The organism is Pseudonocardia sp. Ae150A_Ps1 (assembly GCF_001932315.1).
Classification (GTDB): domain Bacteria; phylum Actinomycetota; class Actinomycetes; order Mycobacteriales; family Pseudonocardiaceae; genus Pseudonocardia.
Genome location: NZ_MCIJ01000001.1, coordinates 1,349,842 through 1,362,853 on the forward strand (window position 1 = coordinate 1,349,842; position 13,012 = coordinate 1,362,853).

A 13,012-nucleotide genomic window follows, 5' to 3' on the forward strand; every position below is an offset into this window, starting at 1 on the left:
CGCCGTCATGCCCCGACGTACTCCGCGAGGTGCTGCCCGGTCAGTGTCGAGCGGTCGGCGACGAGCTCGGCCGGGGTGCCCTCGAAGACCACCCGGCCACCGTCGTACCCGGCCCCCGGGCCGAGGTCGATGATTCGGTCCGCGTGCGCCATGACCGCCTGGTGGTGCTCGATGACGATCACCGACTTGCCGGCGTCGACGAGCCGGTCGAGCAGCGCGAGCAGCTGCTCGACGTCGGCGAGGTGCAGGCCGGTGGTCGGCTCGTCGAGGACGTAGACGCCGCCGGACTCCCCCATGTTCACGGCCAGCTTCAGTCGCTGCCGCTCCCCGCCGGACAGCGTGGTCAGCGGCTGGCCGAGCTTGAGGTAGCCCAGCCCGACGTCGGCGAGCCGGTCGAGGATCTTGTGCGCGGCCGGGGTCCGGGCCTCCCCCGCGCCGAAGAACTTCTCCGCCTCGGCCACCGACATCGCGAGCACCTGGCTGATGTCGCGGCCGCCGAAGGTGTACTCGAGCACCGAGGAGTCGAACCGCCTGCCCTCGCAGACCTCGCAGGTGGTGGCGACGCCGGCCATCATCGCCAGGTCGGTGTAGATCACCCCGGCGCCGTTGCAGTTCGGGCAGGCGCCCTCGGAGTTCGCGCTGAACAGCGCCGGCTTGACCCCGTTGGCCTTGGCGAACGCCTTGCGGATCGGCTCCAGCAGGCAGGTGTAGGTGGCCGGGTTGCTGCGCCGCGAGCCCTTGATCGCGCCCTGGTCGACCACGACGACGCCGTCCCGCCCGGCCACCGAACCGTGGATCAGCGAGCTCTTGCCGGATCCCGCGACCCCGGTGACGACGGTCAGCACCCCGAGCGGGATGTCGACGTCGACGGCGCGCAGGTTGTGACTGTCCGCGCCGCGCACCTCGAGCACACCGGTCGGGGTGCGCAGGGACTCCTTGAGCGACGCGCGGTCGTCGAAGTGCCGGCCGGTGAGCGTGCCGCCGGCCCGCAGCTCGTCGACGGTGCCCTCGAAGACGACCTGGCCGCCGTCGGACCCGGCGCGCGGCCCGAGGTCGACGACGTGGTCGGCGATCACGATCGTCTCCGGCTTGTGCTCGACGACGAGCACGGTGTTCCCCTTGTCCCGCAGGCGCAGCAGCAGGTCGTTCATGCGCGCGATGTCGTGCGGGTGCAGCCCGATGGTGGGCTCGTCGAAGACGTAGGTGACGTCGGTGAGCGACGACCCGAGGTGCCGGATCATCTTGGTGCGCTGCGCCTCGCCACCGGACAGCGACCCCGCGGGCCGGTCCAGGCTGAGGTAGCCGAGGCCGATCTCGACGAACGAGTCGAGCGTCTCCCGCAGCGAGGTGAGCAGCGGCGCCACCCCGCGCAGCGCCGAGCCGCGCTCCGCGTCGTCCGCGGCACGTGCCTCCAGGCCACGGACCCACTCCGCCAGGTCGTCGATCTGCATCGCACAGGCGTCGGCGATGTTGACGCCGTCGATGCGCGACGACCGGGCGAGCTCGGACAGCCGGGTGCCGTCGCACTCGGGGCACGTCCGGAACACGATCGCCCGGTCCACGAACGCGCGGATGTGCGGCTGCATCGCCTCGCGGTCCTTGGACAGGAACGACTTCTCGATCCGCGGGATCAGGCCCTCGAAGGTGACGTTGACGCCGTCGACCTTGATCCGGGTCGGCTCCTTGTAGAGCAGCGCGTCCATCTGCGGCTTCGTGAAGGAGCTGATCGGCTTGTCGCCCGGGAAGAACCCGGAGTTGGAGAAGATCCGCCCGTACCAGCCGTCGACCGAGTAGTTCGGGATCGTCAGCGCGCCCTCGCTGATCGACTTGCCGGCGTCGAACAGGGCGGTGAGGTCGTAGTCCGACGAGGTACCCTTCCCCTCGCAGCGCGGGCACGCACCGCCGACGATCTCGCAGTCGCGGCGCTCCTTGATCTGCCTGCCGCCCTTCTCGACGGTGACCGCGCCGGACCCGCTGATCGTCGCGACGTTGAAGGAGAACACCTTCGCCGACCCGACGTGCGGCTCGCCGAGCCGGGAGAACAGGATCCGCAGCAGGGCGCCGACGTCGGTCGCGGTGCCGACGGTGGAGCGGACGTCGCCGCCCATCCGCTCCTGGTCGACGATGATCGCCGTCGTGAGACCGTCGAGCAGGTCGACGTCGGGCCGGGCCAGCGTGGGCATGAAGCCCTGCACGAAGGTGCTGTAGGTCTCGTTGATCATCCGCTGGGACTCGGCCGCGATCGTCGCGAACACCAGCGAGCTCTTGCCGGAGCCGGACACGCCGGTGAACACGGTCAACCGGCGCTTCGGCAGCTCGACGCTGACGTCGCGCAGGTTGTTCTCCCGAGCCCCGTGCACGCGGATGAGGTCGTGGCTGTATGCGGCGTGCTGCGTGGTCATCGTGTGTGTTCCCCCCTGCGGCCGGTCAGGCCGGACGCTGCTGGATGCGGACCATGTTGCCCGCGGGATCGCGGAAGGCGCAGTCACGTACCCCGTACGGCTGGTCGATCGGCTCCTGGACGACCTCGGCCCCGCTCGCCTGGACCTTGTCGAACGCGGCCTCGAGGTCGTTACTGGCGAGCAGGATCGCCGAGTAGGTGCCCTTGGCCATCATCTCGGTGACGACCCTGCGCTCCTCGTCGGTGACGCCCGGGTCGACGGCGGGCGGGGCGAGGACGATCGACACGGCGGGCTGGTCGGGCGGGCCGACGGTGATCCAGCGCATGTCGGCGTAGCCGACGTCGAGCCGGACCTCGAATCCGAGGGCGTCGCGGTAGAAGGCCAGCGACGCCTCGGCGTCGGTGTGCGGGAGGAAGCTGGAGTGAATGCTGATGTCCATGCACGTCACGCTAGGGAGGGCGAGCGCTCCGGGGCTTCTCGATTCCTGACCGGTCTGGAGACCTGCTTCGCGACGCACGCCGGGATGCCTTCGGTCCCGCGGGCGGCCTCGCGGCGGAACACGCTCGGCGGCATGCCGACGAGCTCGGTGAACCGGGTGCTGAACGTGCCGAGCGACGAGCAGCCGACCGCGAAGCAGACCTCCGTGACCGACAGGTCGCCGCGGCGCAGCAACGCCATCGCCCGCTCGATGCGGCGGGTCATCAGGTAGCTGTAGGGCGACTCGCCGTAGGCCCGGCGGAACTCCCGGGACAGGTGCCCGGCCGACATGTGCTCGCCCCGCGCGAGCGCCTCGACGTCGAGCGGGCGGGCGTACTCGCGGTCCATCCGGTCCCGGACGCGGCGCAGCCGGGCGAGGTCACGCAGGCGCTGGTCGTCCGGGCAGGCCATGCGCCGATCCTGCCACAGCCCCGGCACGCCTCAGCCGAGGAAACCGCGCAGCAGCTCCACCACCTCGGCGGGTCGTTCCAGGTAGACCATGTGCCCGGTGTCCATCGGGGCGACCGTGAGGTCGTCGCCGAGCTCGGCCCGGCAGGCGTCGGAGACGAAGTCGGCGCCGGTCGCCGGCACGACCAGTGTGGGCAGACCGGCCGGCGGGACGACGGCGGGGCGCGCCATCTCCGCCCACGCCGCGATGACCGACGCCCGCGAGTAGCGCCAGCGCCAGGCGCCGTCGCGCTGTTCGAGATGGGCCTCGATCTCGGCGTCGACGCGCTCGGCGGGCACCCCGGGCCAGGTCTCGGTCCGGGCCGCGCGGGCCTCGTCGGGCGTCGCCCACGAGGCGTCGGCGCGGAACTCCTCGGCGTTGGCGAGCATGAGCTCCGGGTCCAGCCCGATCGCCGGGTCGAGGAGCACCAGCCGGCTCACCCGCTCCGGCGCCGTCCGCGCCAGGTGCGTCGCGATCGCGCCGCCGAACGAGTGACCCACGACGACGGCCCGGCCGGTCCTCTCGTCGTCGAGCACCTGCAGCGCGTCGGCGACGTGCCGCTCCAGGTTCCACGGCGGCGTCCACGGGGAACGTCCGTGGCCGCGGACGTCGACGGCGGTCCAGCGCAGGTCCGGCATCGCGCCGGACAGCGGGCGGAACCGCAGGCCGTGACCGGTGACGCCGTGGATCGCGAGGACGGGCGGGCCGTCCGGGTCGCCGGAGTGGTGGACGTTCAGGGGCATGCCCCGATCCTGGCATCCCGGACGGTCTCGATCGGGTGGCACCGTCGCTGGGCAGGATGGCCCGGTGTCCGGTGGTACGAACCTGTTGATCTCCGTGGCCGTGCTGGTCGTCCCCCTCGTCGTCACGGCCGTCGTCTGCACGTTCGTCGTGCGGCGGGTGCGCCGCGAGCCCCGGCGGCTGAGCAACGCCTACTGGCTCCTCGCTGCGGCGGTGCTGCTCGGCAACGCCGTCGCGACGCTGGGGTTCGCCGGCAGCAACCCGGTCCTCGGCACGATCGTGCTGCTCACCGTCACGTCCCCGCTGCTCGCCCTCGTGTTCGCCGTGTTCCTGATCCTCAACGGGGCGGTCATGCTGCGCCGGGAACGGGTGAGCCTCGGGAACTCGCTGTCGCTGCTCGCCGGGCTGCTGATCGTCGTGCTGCTGGCGGTCGCGGTACCGGTGATGCTCACCGGGCCGGTCTGGCTGCGGGCGCTGTGGATCCTGTGCGCGCTGGCCGCGTACTTCCTCGCCTTCCAGTTCGTCGCGTTCCTCGGCTACGCGCGGCTGTACCGGTGGCTGGTGCGGGACCGTCCGGCGGACTGGGTGGTCGTGCTCGGTTCCGGCCTGCACGGCAGTGCGGTGCCGCCGCTGCTGGCCGACCGCATCCGGGCCGGGATGACCGAGCTCGACCGTCGCGGCGCACGGATGCTGGTCCTGTCCGGTGGGAAGGGCGACGACGAGCGGCTCGCGGAGGGCGAGGCGATGCGCCGGTGGGCGGTCGACCACGGCGCGGACCCCGCGCTGCTGCGTGCCGAGACCGCGTCACGCACCACCGAGCAGAACCTCCGGCTCAGCGACGAGCTGGTGCGCGGCGACCCGGACCCGGCCGGCCCCGGCCTGATCGTGACCAGCGACTACCACGTGTTCCTGGCCGCCGTCCTGGCCCGCCGCCTGGGCGTCGACGCCCAGGCGGCCGGCGCACCGACGGCGGGGTACTACTGGCCGAGCGCGGTGCTGCGCGAGTTCGTCGCGATCCTGCGGGAGCACCGGGTCGTCAACGCCGTGCTCCTCGTCCTGATCGCGGTGCCCGCGCCGCTCGCGCTGCTGGCGGTGGCGTCGGGCTGACCGCGTCGGTCACCGGGCGAACAGGTTCCCGTCGAGGTACATGTCCCAGTCCTCGCCCTGCAGGCCGTGCCCGCCGGAACGGAGGTGGTAGCTCATCGCCGGACCGCGGAACGCGGTGTCGGTGGCCGGCTTCCAGTCCGGGGACGGCAGGCCGGTGTCGCCCAGCCCGTACAGCTCGTAGACCTTCGACGCCGAGACGTACGACAGGAACTCGCCCTCGGGATCGGCGTTCGAGTCGTCCGCCGCGCTCCCGACGACCACCCGTCGCGGAGCGACCAGGGCCAGCAACTGGTGCTGGTCGACGGGCAGCGCGTCGACGTCGTCGTTGAACTTCTTGTACGTCTGCGGGAACCAGTGCGGGAACGACTCGTTCACCCGCGCCACGGTCTCGCCGCCGACGCCTCCGTCGCCGCGCCGGGCCGGCTTGGCCCCGGTGGACCCGGAGTTGTTCGTGATGGCGGCGGCGAAGCGCGTGTCCTGCGCCCCGGCCCACAGCGACGCCTTGCCACCCCGCGAGTGGCCGATCACCGCGACCTTCGTGGCGTCGATGTCGGGGTCGGTCTCGAGGTAGTCCATGGCCCGGCTGGCGCCCCACGCCCAGGCACTGATGGCGCGACCGGCGTCGTCGGGGAGGTCCTGCCCGGAGTCGTGGAACAGGTTGATCATCTTGCTGCGGTAGCTGTCGCTGTCGTCGGGAGCGATCTGCTCGGCGTCGATCTGGGCGAAGGCGTAGCCGGCCTTCGTGATCTTCGAGACCGGCGCGTAGTCCGACGACTGGGTCGGGTCGTCGCTCACCGAGCCGCGGTGGTCGATCATCAGGAAGGTCCCGCGCGGCTTGCTCTCGCCCTTGGGGATGAAGAGCTTCAGGTCGAAGCTGCCCGTCCCCTCCGGCCCGGTGATGTCGATCTTGACGATCTTGCGCGTCACGTCGCCGACATCGGTCGGGGTGACGTCGAAGGTCTGCTCGGTCGGCATCGGCAGGCTCTGGCCGTAGACGTTCTCGCGGAAGTCGGCCAGCAGCTCCTCGCGGCGGGTGTTCTCCCAGATCGCCGCACTGGAGACCGGGCCACCGTTCCTCAGCTGCAGCGGGTTCGGGTAGTCGGTCCCGTCGATCGAGATCGTCCCTCCGGTGAGATCGGAGAGGCCGGGGAGGCCGGGCCGGTCGGAGCCGCCCGAGCCACCCGAGTCGCCGGAGTCGCCCGAGCTGCCTGAGTCGCCCGAGCCGCCTGAGTCGCCGGAGCCGCCCGAGCCGTCCGAGCCGTCCGAGCTGTCGTCCTGCGAGGAGGAGGTACCGGACCCGCCCCCGTCGTCGGAGTCACCGCCCCCCGGTGGCTCCTCCTGGGCCGCGGCGACCGCGCGGTGGGCCGGGGACTGTGTGTTCGGCACCGCCACGTCACCGGCAGCGACGACCGCCAGGGCGACGAGCACGGCGCCCGCGCCTGTGCCGATGGCAGGCAGGCGGCGACGGGAGTGACGTGAGGTGCGCATGTGGCGGGACCGTACCGAGCCCCCGACCCTCCGCAAGCTCGAACAGTGATAACGCCATCGAACGGATGACGTTGTCGCACATCAGATGGGTGACAACAACCCGTGTGAGACTGCCGACGGTCACCGATTCCCCCGACCGCCTCACGTGGCGCCGCGGCTCCGCGCGTAGTGGCGGTTCGCCTTGGTCCGGTTGCCGCACGACGTCATCGAGCACCAGCGCCGCGTGCCGCTGCGGGTGGTGTCGAGGAAGTGCAGGACGCAGTCGTCGTGGGCGCAGCGCCGGATCCGGTCCGGGCGGGTCTCCAGCAGCCGCAGCAGGGCTTCGGCCGCGGTCCAGGCCGGCAGCAGGTCGGCGTCGTCGACCTCGGGCCGGGTGACGGCGCCGTCCGGGCCGTACCCCCGGCGCAGCCGGCCGTGGGCGAGGAGATCGTCGAACGCGGCCGCGTGGGCCACCGGGTCGTCGAGGAGGCCGGTCATGACGCTCCGCGCGCTCCGGAGCGCCGCACCGGCCCGCTCGCCGTCGGGGGTGCCGAACCCGTGCCCGGCGAGCCAGGCGGCCACGCCGCCGGGGTCCGACAGCAGGTCCCGTTCCTCGCCGTGCTCGACCCACCGGGTGTTGAGCAGGTCCAGCGGCAACGGCTCCCCCGTCAGCGGACGTGGATCGGCCATGCCGCGAGCGTAGCTCCCGGTCCGGCCGCTTGACCCCGGCTGACGACCCATGCTCCTATCTAACCATCAAAACTCATTTCGGAGGTTAGACATGGCCGAGGTGCTGCACCGCCGTCTCGACGTGGCCGGTCACCGGGTGTTCGTCCGGCAGTCCGGACCGGACGACGCGCCCGTGGTCCTGCTGCTGCACGGCTTCCCGACCAGCTCCCGGATGTACCGCGCGCTGATCCCGGCGCTCGGCGAGCGCTACCGCGTGATCGCGCCCGACCACATCGGGTTCGGCCACTCCGACGCCCCCGACGCCGGCTCGTTCGACTACACCTTCGACGCGCTCACCGACGTGACGGAGGCGCTGCTCGACGAGCTGGGCGTGGAGCGGTTCACGGTCGTCGTGCAGGACTACGGCGCCCCGATCGCCTGGCGCCTCGCGCTGCGGCGGCCGGCGGCGGTCACCGCCGTGATCAGCCAGAACGGCAACGCCTACGACGACGGCTTCGTCCCCGGCTTCTGGGCGCCGGTGTGGGCCTACGCCGACGCGCCCGGTCCCGGCACCGAACCGGCGGTGCGCGCCGCGCTGGACGAGCCGGCGATCCGGTGGCAGTACCTGCACGGCGTGGACCGGCCCGAGCTCGTCGACCCGGACTGCTGGACGGTCGACGCCGCGTCGATGGCCCGGCCCGGCTCGGCGGCGGCCCAGCTGAGTCTGTTCCGCGACTACGCGACGAACCCGCCGCTCTACCCGGAGCTGCACGCCTGGTTCCGCGAGTCCCAGGTCCCGCTGCTGGCGGTGTGGGGGGAGAACGACGAGATCTTCGGCCCGGACGGGGCGCGGGCGTTCGCCCGGGACCTCCCCGGCGCCGAGATCCACCTCGTTCCCGGCGACGGCCACTTCCTGATCGAGAGCCACCCGCAGACCGTGCTGGAGCTCGTGCAGGACTTCCTCGCACGGGTGTCCGCCCGTGAGCCCGCCCGGACCTGACCGGCGTCGCCCGTCAGGTGGCCGCGGCCCCGGCCAGGCGGAACGCGCTCGGCGTGACACCGCGGACGCGCTTGAACGCCGCGCTGAACCCGAAGGCGTCGGAGTAGCCGACCTCGCGGGCGACCTCGGCGATCGTGGTCGTCTCGCGCCCGGAAAGCAGGTCCGCCGCCAGGGTCATGCGCCACCGGGTCAGGTAGGTCAGCGGCGGCTCCCCGACGAGGTCGGCGAACCGCTTCGCCAGCGTCGCCCGCGAGACGGCCACCCGGTCGGCGAGCGACGCGACCGTCCACGGGGCGGCCGGCTCGGCGTGCAGCAGCCGCAGGGCGTGGCCGACGACGGGATCGCGGTGCGCCGCGTACCAGGCGGGCGGCGCGCCGCCGGGCCGGTCGAACCACTCGCGCAGCGAGCAGACGAGCATCCAGTCGAGCAGCCGGTCGAGGACGACCTGCTGCCCCGGCGCGTCGACGGCGACCTCCGCGGCCAGCAGGTCCCGCACGGCGTCGGCCGTCCCGTCCGGCTCGATGCCCAGGACGTCGGGCACCGCGGCCAGCAGCCGCCTGCCGATCTCACCGCCCACCGGGTAGGCGCCGACGACCAGCGTGGTGGCACCGTCGCCGTCGCCCTCGCCGCGGTCGTGCCACCCGAGCCGGTGCAGCGTCCCGCCCTGCTCGGGGGTCGCGCAGTCCTCACCGCACTCGATCGGCTCGGCAGCCGTCCCGATCACGTCGACGAAGGAGAACAGGCCGGGCCCCCGGAGGATCACCGTGTCGCCGGCGGCGAGGTGCTCGGGCGGGTGCCCGTCCGGGAGGAGCCATCCCCCGCCCTCGAGCACGGTGCACAGCGTGAGCGGGGCGCCGTCGACGAACCGCAACGACCACGGCGCGGTCAGGGTCGTGCTGCCGAAGAGCGAGCCCTGGGCCCGCACCCCGCGGAAGAGGTCAGCGAAGGCATCCACGTCTCCGAGGTTAGACGAACACACAGGCGATCCGGCTCCTCACCCATGGATTCGTCCGGCAATCAGCCGTTGAATCGTCGTCATGAGCACCACCGACACCACCCTCGTCCTCGGCGCCACCGGCAAGACCGGCCGGCGGGTCGCCGCCCGCCTGCGGCTGCGCGGGGTCCCGGTGCGCGCCGCGTCCCGGTCCGGCGCGACCCCGTTCGACTGGTCCGACCCGGCCGGCTGGGACCGGGCGCTGGACGGCGTCACCACCGCCTACGTCGTCCCGCCGACGGTGCCCGGCCCGGTCCACGAGTTCGTCGCCCGGGCCACTGCGGCCGGCGTGCGACGCCTGGTCCTGCTCTCCGGGCACGGCGCCGACACCTGGGGCGACTCGTCGTTCGGGCGGGACATGCGCTCGGCCGAGGACGCCGTGCGCGGCTCGGCGCTGGAGTGGACCATGCTGCGGCCGCCGAACTTCGCCCAGAACTTCGACGAGGACCTCTTCCACGCGCCGCTCGTCGCCGGCGGGCTGTCGCTGCCGGCCGGAGAGGTCCCGGAGGCGTTCGTCGATCTGGAGGACGTCGCCGACGTCGCGGCGGCCGTGCTGACCGGGCCCGGCCGGCACGCCGGGCGGACCTACGAGCTCACCGGGCCGCGTCCGGTGACCTTCCCCGAGGCCGTCGAGCTGATCTCCCGGGCGACCGGGCGGTCCCTCACCTACGAGCAGGTCTCCCCCGCCGCGTACACCGCGGAGCTGGTCGGGCGGGGTGTCGGCCCGGACGACGCCCACCACGTCGCCGAGATGTTCGTCCTCATGGCGCGCGGGGAGATCGCCGGGACCGACGACGGCGTCGCCACCGTGCTCGGCCGCGAGCCCCGCGCCTTCGAGGACTACGTCGTCCGGGCCGCGGCCGCCGGGGCGTGGGACCGGTGACCGCAGCGCACACCGACCCCCGGGACAGGACCACGGAGAGGACCACCATGAGCACCGCCACCAGCACCCTGACCGCCGAGGACATCGAGTTCCTCGGGCGCCCGCTGCACGGCTTCCTGACCCTCGCCGAGGGTCCGCAGCCGCCGCAGGCCCGGCCGGTCTGGTTCGAGGCCACCGCGGACGGCGCGGTCCAGCTCTTCACCGAGCCGGACGCGCTGAAGGTGCGCCGCCTGCGTCGCGATCCGCGTGCCGCACTCGTCGTCGCCGCTCCGGTGGAGGAGCGCGAGCGCTGGGTGTCGGTCAGCGGCCGGGCGACGGTCGAGACCGACGGGGCGCACGACCTGGCGGCCCGCCTCGCCGCGCGCTACTGGGACCTCGACGACCCGGTCCGGGCCGCCGATCTCGCGGCGATCCTCGCCCAGGACGGGCTCCTGCGCGTCGTCCGCCGCCCGGAGTCGGTGCGCCGCCTCGCCTTCTGAGCCCGGGCCGGGTCACCTGCGCCGCCACCGGCGGGCGGTCCGGCCCACCCGTCCCGGGCCGTCCCCCGCCGGCTCACCACCGGGGGACGGCCCGGGGTCGCCGGCCGTCGTCGCCGGGTAGGACCGGGACACCAGCCCCGACGACAGGCCGTGGACGACGATGCTGGCCACCACGGTCACGACGGCGACGGTGAGCGCGAGGTCCTCCTGCGGCGGGGCAGGTCGATGAACGCGAGCATCCCGAACACCAGCGTCGCGATCCCCCGCGGACCCACCCACCCGACGACGAGGCGGTCGCGCGCGGAGAGGTCCGTCCCGATCAGCGCGACCGCCACCGGCAGCACCCGGGCGACGGTCAGCGCGAGCACCGCGTAGAGCACGATCTGCCAGGTCACCGACCCGGCGGCGAGGGTCTGGTTGACGATCGCGCCGAACACGAACCACAGCGCGAGCGACAGCAGGTGCCCGACGTCCTCGGCGAGGTGCAGGGTGCCCGCCGGGAGCCGGCGCGCCACCGGCTCGAAGAACACGCCGGCGACGAACGCGGCGACGAACCCGTTGCCCCCGGCGACGACCGCGCCCCCGTAGGCGAGCAGGGGCAGGGCGAGCACCCCGATGCGCAGCGCCGACGGCTGGCTCCACCCCGCCACGAGCGACCGGCGCAGCACCCGCGCGGCGGCGACACCGACGACGGCACCGACCAGGTTCGCGATGCCCAGCGCGGGGACGGCGTCGATCGCGGCCTCCTCGATGGACTCCGCACCGGCCGCGGTCGCCGCGGCGAGCGCGAGGAGGAAGACGGGCGCGACGATGCCGTCGTTGAGCCCGCTCTCGACGTTGACGAGCTCCCGCAGCCGTTCCGGCACCCGCCGGTCCCGGACGAACGCGACCGCGGGCGCGAGGTCGACGGGCATGACGATCGTCGCGAGGACGGCCGCCATCCAGATGCCCGCACCCCCGAGCAGGAGGACGCCGCCGCCCCAGGCCAGCAGGAGCGACAGCGGGAGGGCGACCAGCAGGAGCCGCAGGGTCAGCCGCGGCTCCCGCCCCAGGACGCCGCCCGGCACCTCGGTCGCGTCGGTGAACAGCAGGATCGCGAGGACGACCTCGACGACGTGCTCGGCCGACTCGTACTCGAGGTCGAAGACGAACACCGGGTCGGATCCCGCGGTGAGCAGGACTCCGGCCACCAGCATCGCCAGCGGCATCGTGACGCTGAACCGCGCGAGACGGCCCGCGACCAGGGCCCAGCCGAGCAGAATCAGCATGATCACGACGAGCGCGAGCATCGGTCCCCCAGCCCCGGGCCCCGTGTCGAGTCCGTCGGGTGACGGGGCCGACGCGCTCGGACTCGGCTCTCCGCCCGCCGCCCGTTACGTCACCGGGAGACCGTCGCCGGGGTGTCCGGGTGCGGCCGGGCCGAGCGGCTGCGCCCCGATGACGGACAGCAGCTGGAGCTTCTCGTGGCTCTCGCTGCCCGGCACCGCGGTGTAGACGAACAGCATGTGCGACTGCTCCGGGTCGACGAGCGTCTGACAGTTCAGCTCCAGCACGCCGAGCTCGGGGTGGACCAGCGTCTTGGTGTCGCGCGGGCGGATGCCGATCTCGTGCTCGTCCCACAGGGCCGCGAACTCCTCGCTCTGCCCGAGAAGGAGGTCGGCGAGGTAGGCGGCCCGCGACCCGGGCCCGCGCAGGGTGACGAGCCCCCGCAGGCCGGAGGCGTACATCCGGGAGAGGAACGCGTGCTCCTCCGGCGCGTACAGGCGGCGGCTGTCCGGGTCGGTGAACCAGCGGTAGCCGCGGCTGCGCGCCGGGCCGGTGAAGCCGGTCGTGTCGCCGGTCAGGGCGACGCCGAGGGGACTCTGCCGCAGCGTCTCCCCCAGCTCGGTGACGATCTCGGCGGGGGTGTCGGCGAGGCGGTCGAGGATGCGCTGCAGGCCGGGCCCGATGTGCTCGCTCGCCGCCCCGCGCAGCGGCGGGTGGTGCCCGGCGAGCCGGAACAGGTGGTCGCGCTCGTCGAGGGACAGGTGCAGGCCCTGCGCGATCGACGCCAGCATCTGCTCCGACGGCTGGGGCCCGCGTTCCCGTTCGAGGCGCGCGTAGTAGTCGGCCGACATGTGACAGAGGGCGGCGACCTCCTCGCGCCGCAGCCCGGCGGTCCGGCGGCGCCGTCCGCGCGGGAGCCCGACGTCCTCGGGCTGCAGCGCACCCCGTCGTCGCCGGAGGAACTCCGCCAGCCCGGTCCGGTCGATCACGGCCCACCACCCTCCCCCTCGATCACGACCCCGTTCCTACCGCGCGGCGGCCGGCCGGACCACGGATCGTCGATCCCCCGCTACGGCCGC

14 protein-coding genes are annotated in these 13,012 nt (G+C 73.3%); 4 read left to right on the forward strand and 10 right to left on the reverse strand.

Annotated elements, in window-relative coordinates:
- Positions 1–5 precede the first annotated feature (5 nt).
- Genes Ae150APs1_RS05855 through Ae150APs1_RS05870 form a run of 4 tightly spaced genes read right to left on the reverse strand, consistent with a single transcriptional unit; the run spans position 6 to position 4,070 of the window.
- Positions 6–2,402 carry an excinuclease ABC subunit UvrA gene (locus Ae150APs1_RS05855; RefSeq protein WP_075296299.1) on the reverse strand — a complete coding sequence of 799 codons (2,397 nt, stop codon included), beginning with the start codon at positions 2,400–2,402 and terminating at the stop codon, positions 6–8.
- Positions 2,403–2,427: 25 nt separating this feature from the next.
- Positions 2,428–2,841, reverse strand: coding sequence for a VOC family protein (locus Ae150APs1_RS05860; protein ID WP_010227355.1), 414 nt, complete (start codon positions 2,839–2,841; stop codon positions 2,428–2,430).
- Positions 2,842–2,846: 5 nt separating this feature from the next.
- Positions 2,847–3,290, reverse strand: a complete 444-nt coding sequence (locus Ae150APs1_RS05865; protein WP_010227353.1) for a helix-turn-helix transcriptional regulator — start codon at positions 3,288–3,290, stop codon at positions 2,847–2,849.
- Between the two features lie 30 nt (positions 3,291–3,320).
- On the reverse strand, positions 3,321–4,070 hold the full coding sequence (locus tag Ae150APs1_RS05870; protein WP_075296301.1) for an alpha/beta hydrolase: 750 nt from the start codon (positions 4,068–4,070) through the stop codon (positions 3,321–3,323).
- A 64-nt stretch (positions 4,071–4,134) separates the two neighbouring features.
- Here Ae150APs1_RS05870 and Ae150APs1_RS05875 point away from each other — a divergent pair, with 64 nt between their 5' ends.
- Positions 4,135–5,175 (forward strand): YdcF family protein, encoded by a 1,041-nt coding sequence (locus Ae150APs1_RS05875; protein WP_170918045.1) that lies wholly within the window; start codon positions 4,135–4,137, stop codon positions 5,173–5,175.
- Positions 5,176–5,184: 9 nt separating this feature from the next.
- On the opposite strand, the gene Ae150APs1_RS05880 is transcribed toward Ae150APs1_RS05875, so the two are convergent.
- Both Ae150APs1_RS05880 and Ae150APs1_RS05885 read right to left on the reverse strand, forming a co-directional pair.
- Positions 5,185–6,663 (reverse strand): acetylxylan esterase, encoded by a 1,479-nt coding sequence (locus Ae150APs1_RS05880; RefSeq protein WP_249266229.1) that lies wholly within the window; start codon positions 6,661–6,663, stop codon positions 5,185–5,187.
- Between the two features lie 141 nt (positions 6,664–6,804).
- On the reverse strand, positions 6,805–7,332 hold the full coding sequence (locus Ae150APs1_RS05885; protein ID WP_075296303.1) for a CGNR zinc finger domain-containing protein: 528 nt from the start codon (positions 7,330–7,332) through the stop codon (positions 6,805–6,807).
- Positions 7,333–7,423: 91 nt separating this feature from the next.
- Here Ae150APs1_RS05885 and Ae150APs1_RS05890 point away from each other — a divergent pair, with 91 nt between their 5' ends.
- Entirely contained in the window at positions 7,424–8,311 is an 888-nt protein-coding gene (locus tag Ae150APs1_RS05890; protein ID WP_075296305.1) for an alpha/beta hydrolase, read from the forward strand.
- Positions 8,312–8,324: 13 nt separating this feature from the next.
- Here the strand turns inward: Ae150APs1_RS05890 and Ae150APs1_RS05895 are convergent, their stop codons facing one another.
- On the reverse strand, positions 8,325–9,266 hold the full coding sequence (locus Ae150APs1_RS05895; RefSeq protein WP_075296307.1) for an AraC family transcriptional regulator: 942 nt from the start codon (positions 9,264–9,266) through the stop codon (positions 8,325–8,327).
- Between the two features lie 82 nt (positions 9,267–9,348).
- Here Ae150APs1_RS05895 and Ae150APs1_RS05900 point away from each other — a divergent pair, with 82 nt between their 5' ends.
- Both Ae150APs1_RS05900 and Ae150APs1_RS05905 read left to right on the forward strand, forming a co-directional pair.
- On the forward strand, positions 9,349–10,188 hold the full coding sequence (locus tag Ae150APs1_RS05900) for an NAD(P)H-binding protein (protein WP_075296309.1): 840 nt from the start codon (positions 9,349–9,351) through the stop codon (positions 10,186–10,188).
- A 47-nt stretch (positions 10,189–10,235) separates the two neighbouring features.
- Positions 10,236–10,667 (forward strand): pyridoxamine 5'-phosphate oxidase family protein, encoded by a 432-nt coding sequence (locus tag Ae150APs1_RS05905; RefSeq protein ID WP_075301730.1) that lies wholly within the window; start codon positions 10,236–10,238, stop codon positions 10,665–10,667.
- Between the two features lie 12 nt (positions 10,668–10,679).
- On the opposite strand, the gene Ae150APs1_RS33335 is transcribed toward Ae150APs1_RS05905, so the two are convergent.
- From Ae150APs1_RS33335 to Ae150APs1_RS05915, 3 genes are all read right to left on the reverse strand, one after another.
- Positions 10,680–10,847: a hypothetical protein gene (locus Ae150APs1_RS33335; protein WP_249266230.1), complete on the reverse strand. Its 168-nt coding sequence runs from the start codon at positions 10,845–10,847 to the stop codon at positions 10,680–10,682.
- Entirely contained in the window at positions 10,844–11,956 is a 1,113-nt protein-coding gene (locus Ae150APs1_RS05910) for a cation:proton antiporter (RefSeq protein ID WP_249266231.1), read from the reverse strand. The genes Ae150APs1_RS33335 and Ae150APs1_RS05910 overlap by 4 nt, the downstream gene beginning before the upstream one ends.
- Before the next feature lie 84 nt (positions 11,957–12,040).
- Positions 12,041–12,922 (reverse strand): helix-turn-helix transcriptional regulator, encoded by an 882-nt coding sequence (locus tag Ae150APs1_RS05915; RefSeq protein ID WP_075296310.1) that lies wholly within the window; start codon positions 12,920–12,922, stop codon positions 12,041–12,043.
- Positions 12,923–13,012 lie beyond the last annotated feature (90 nt).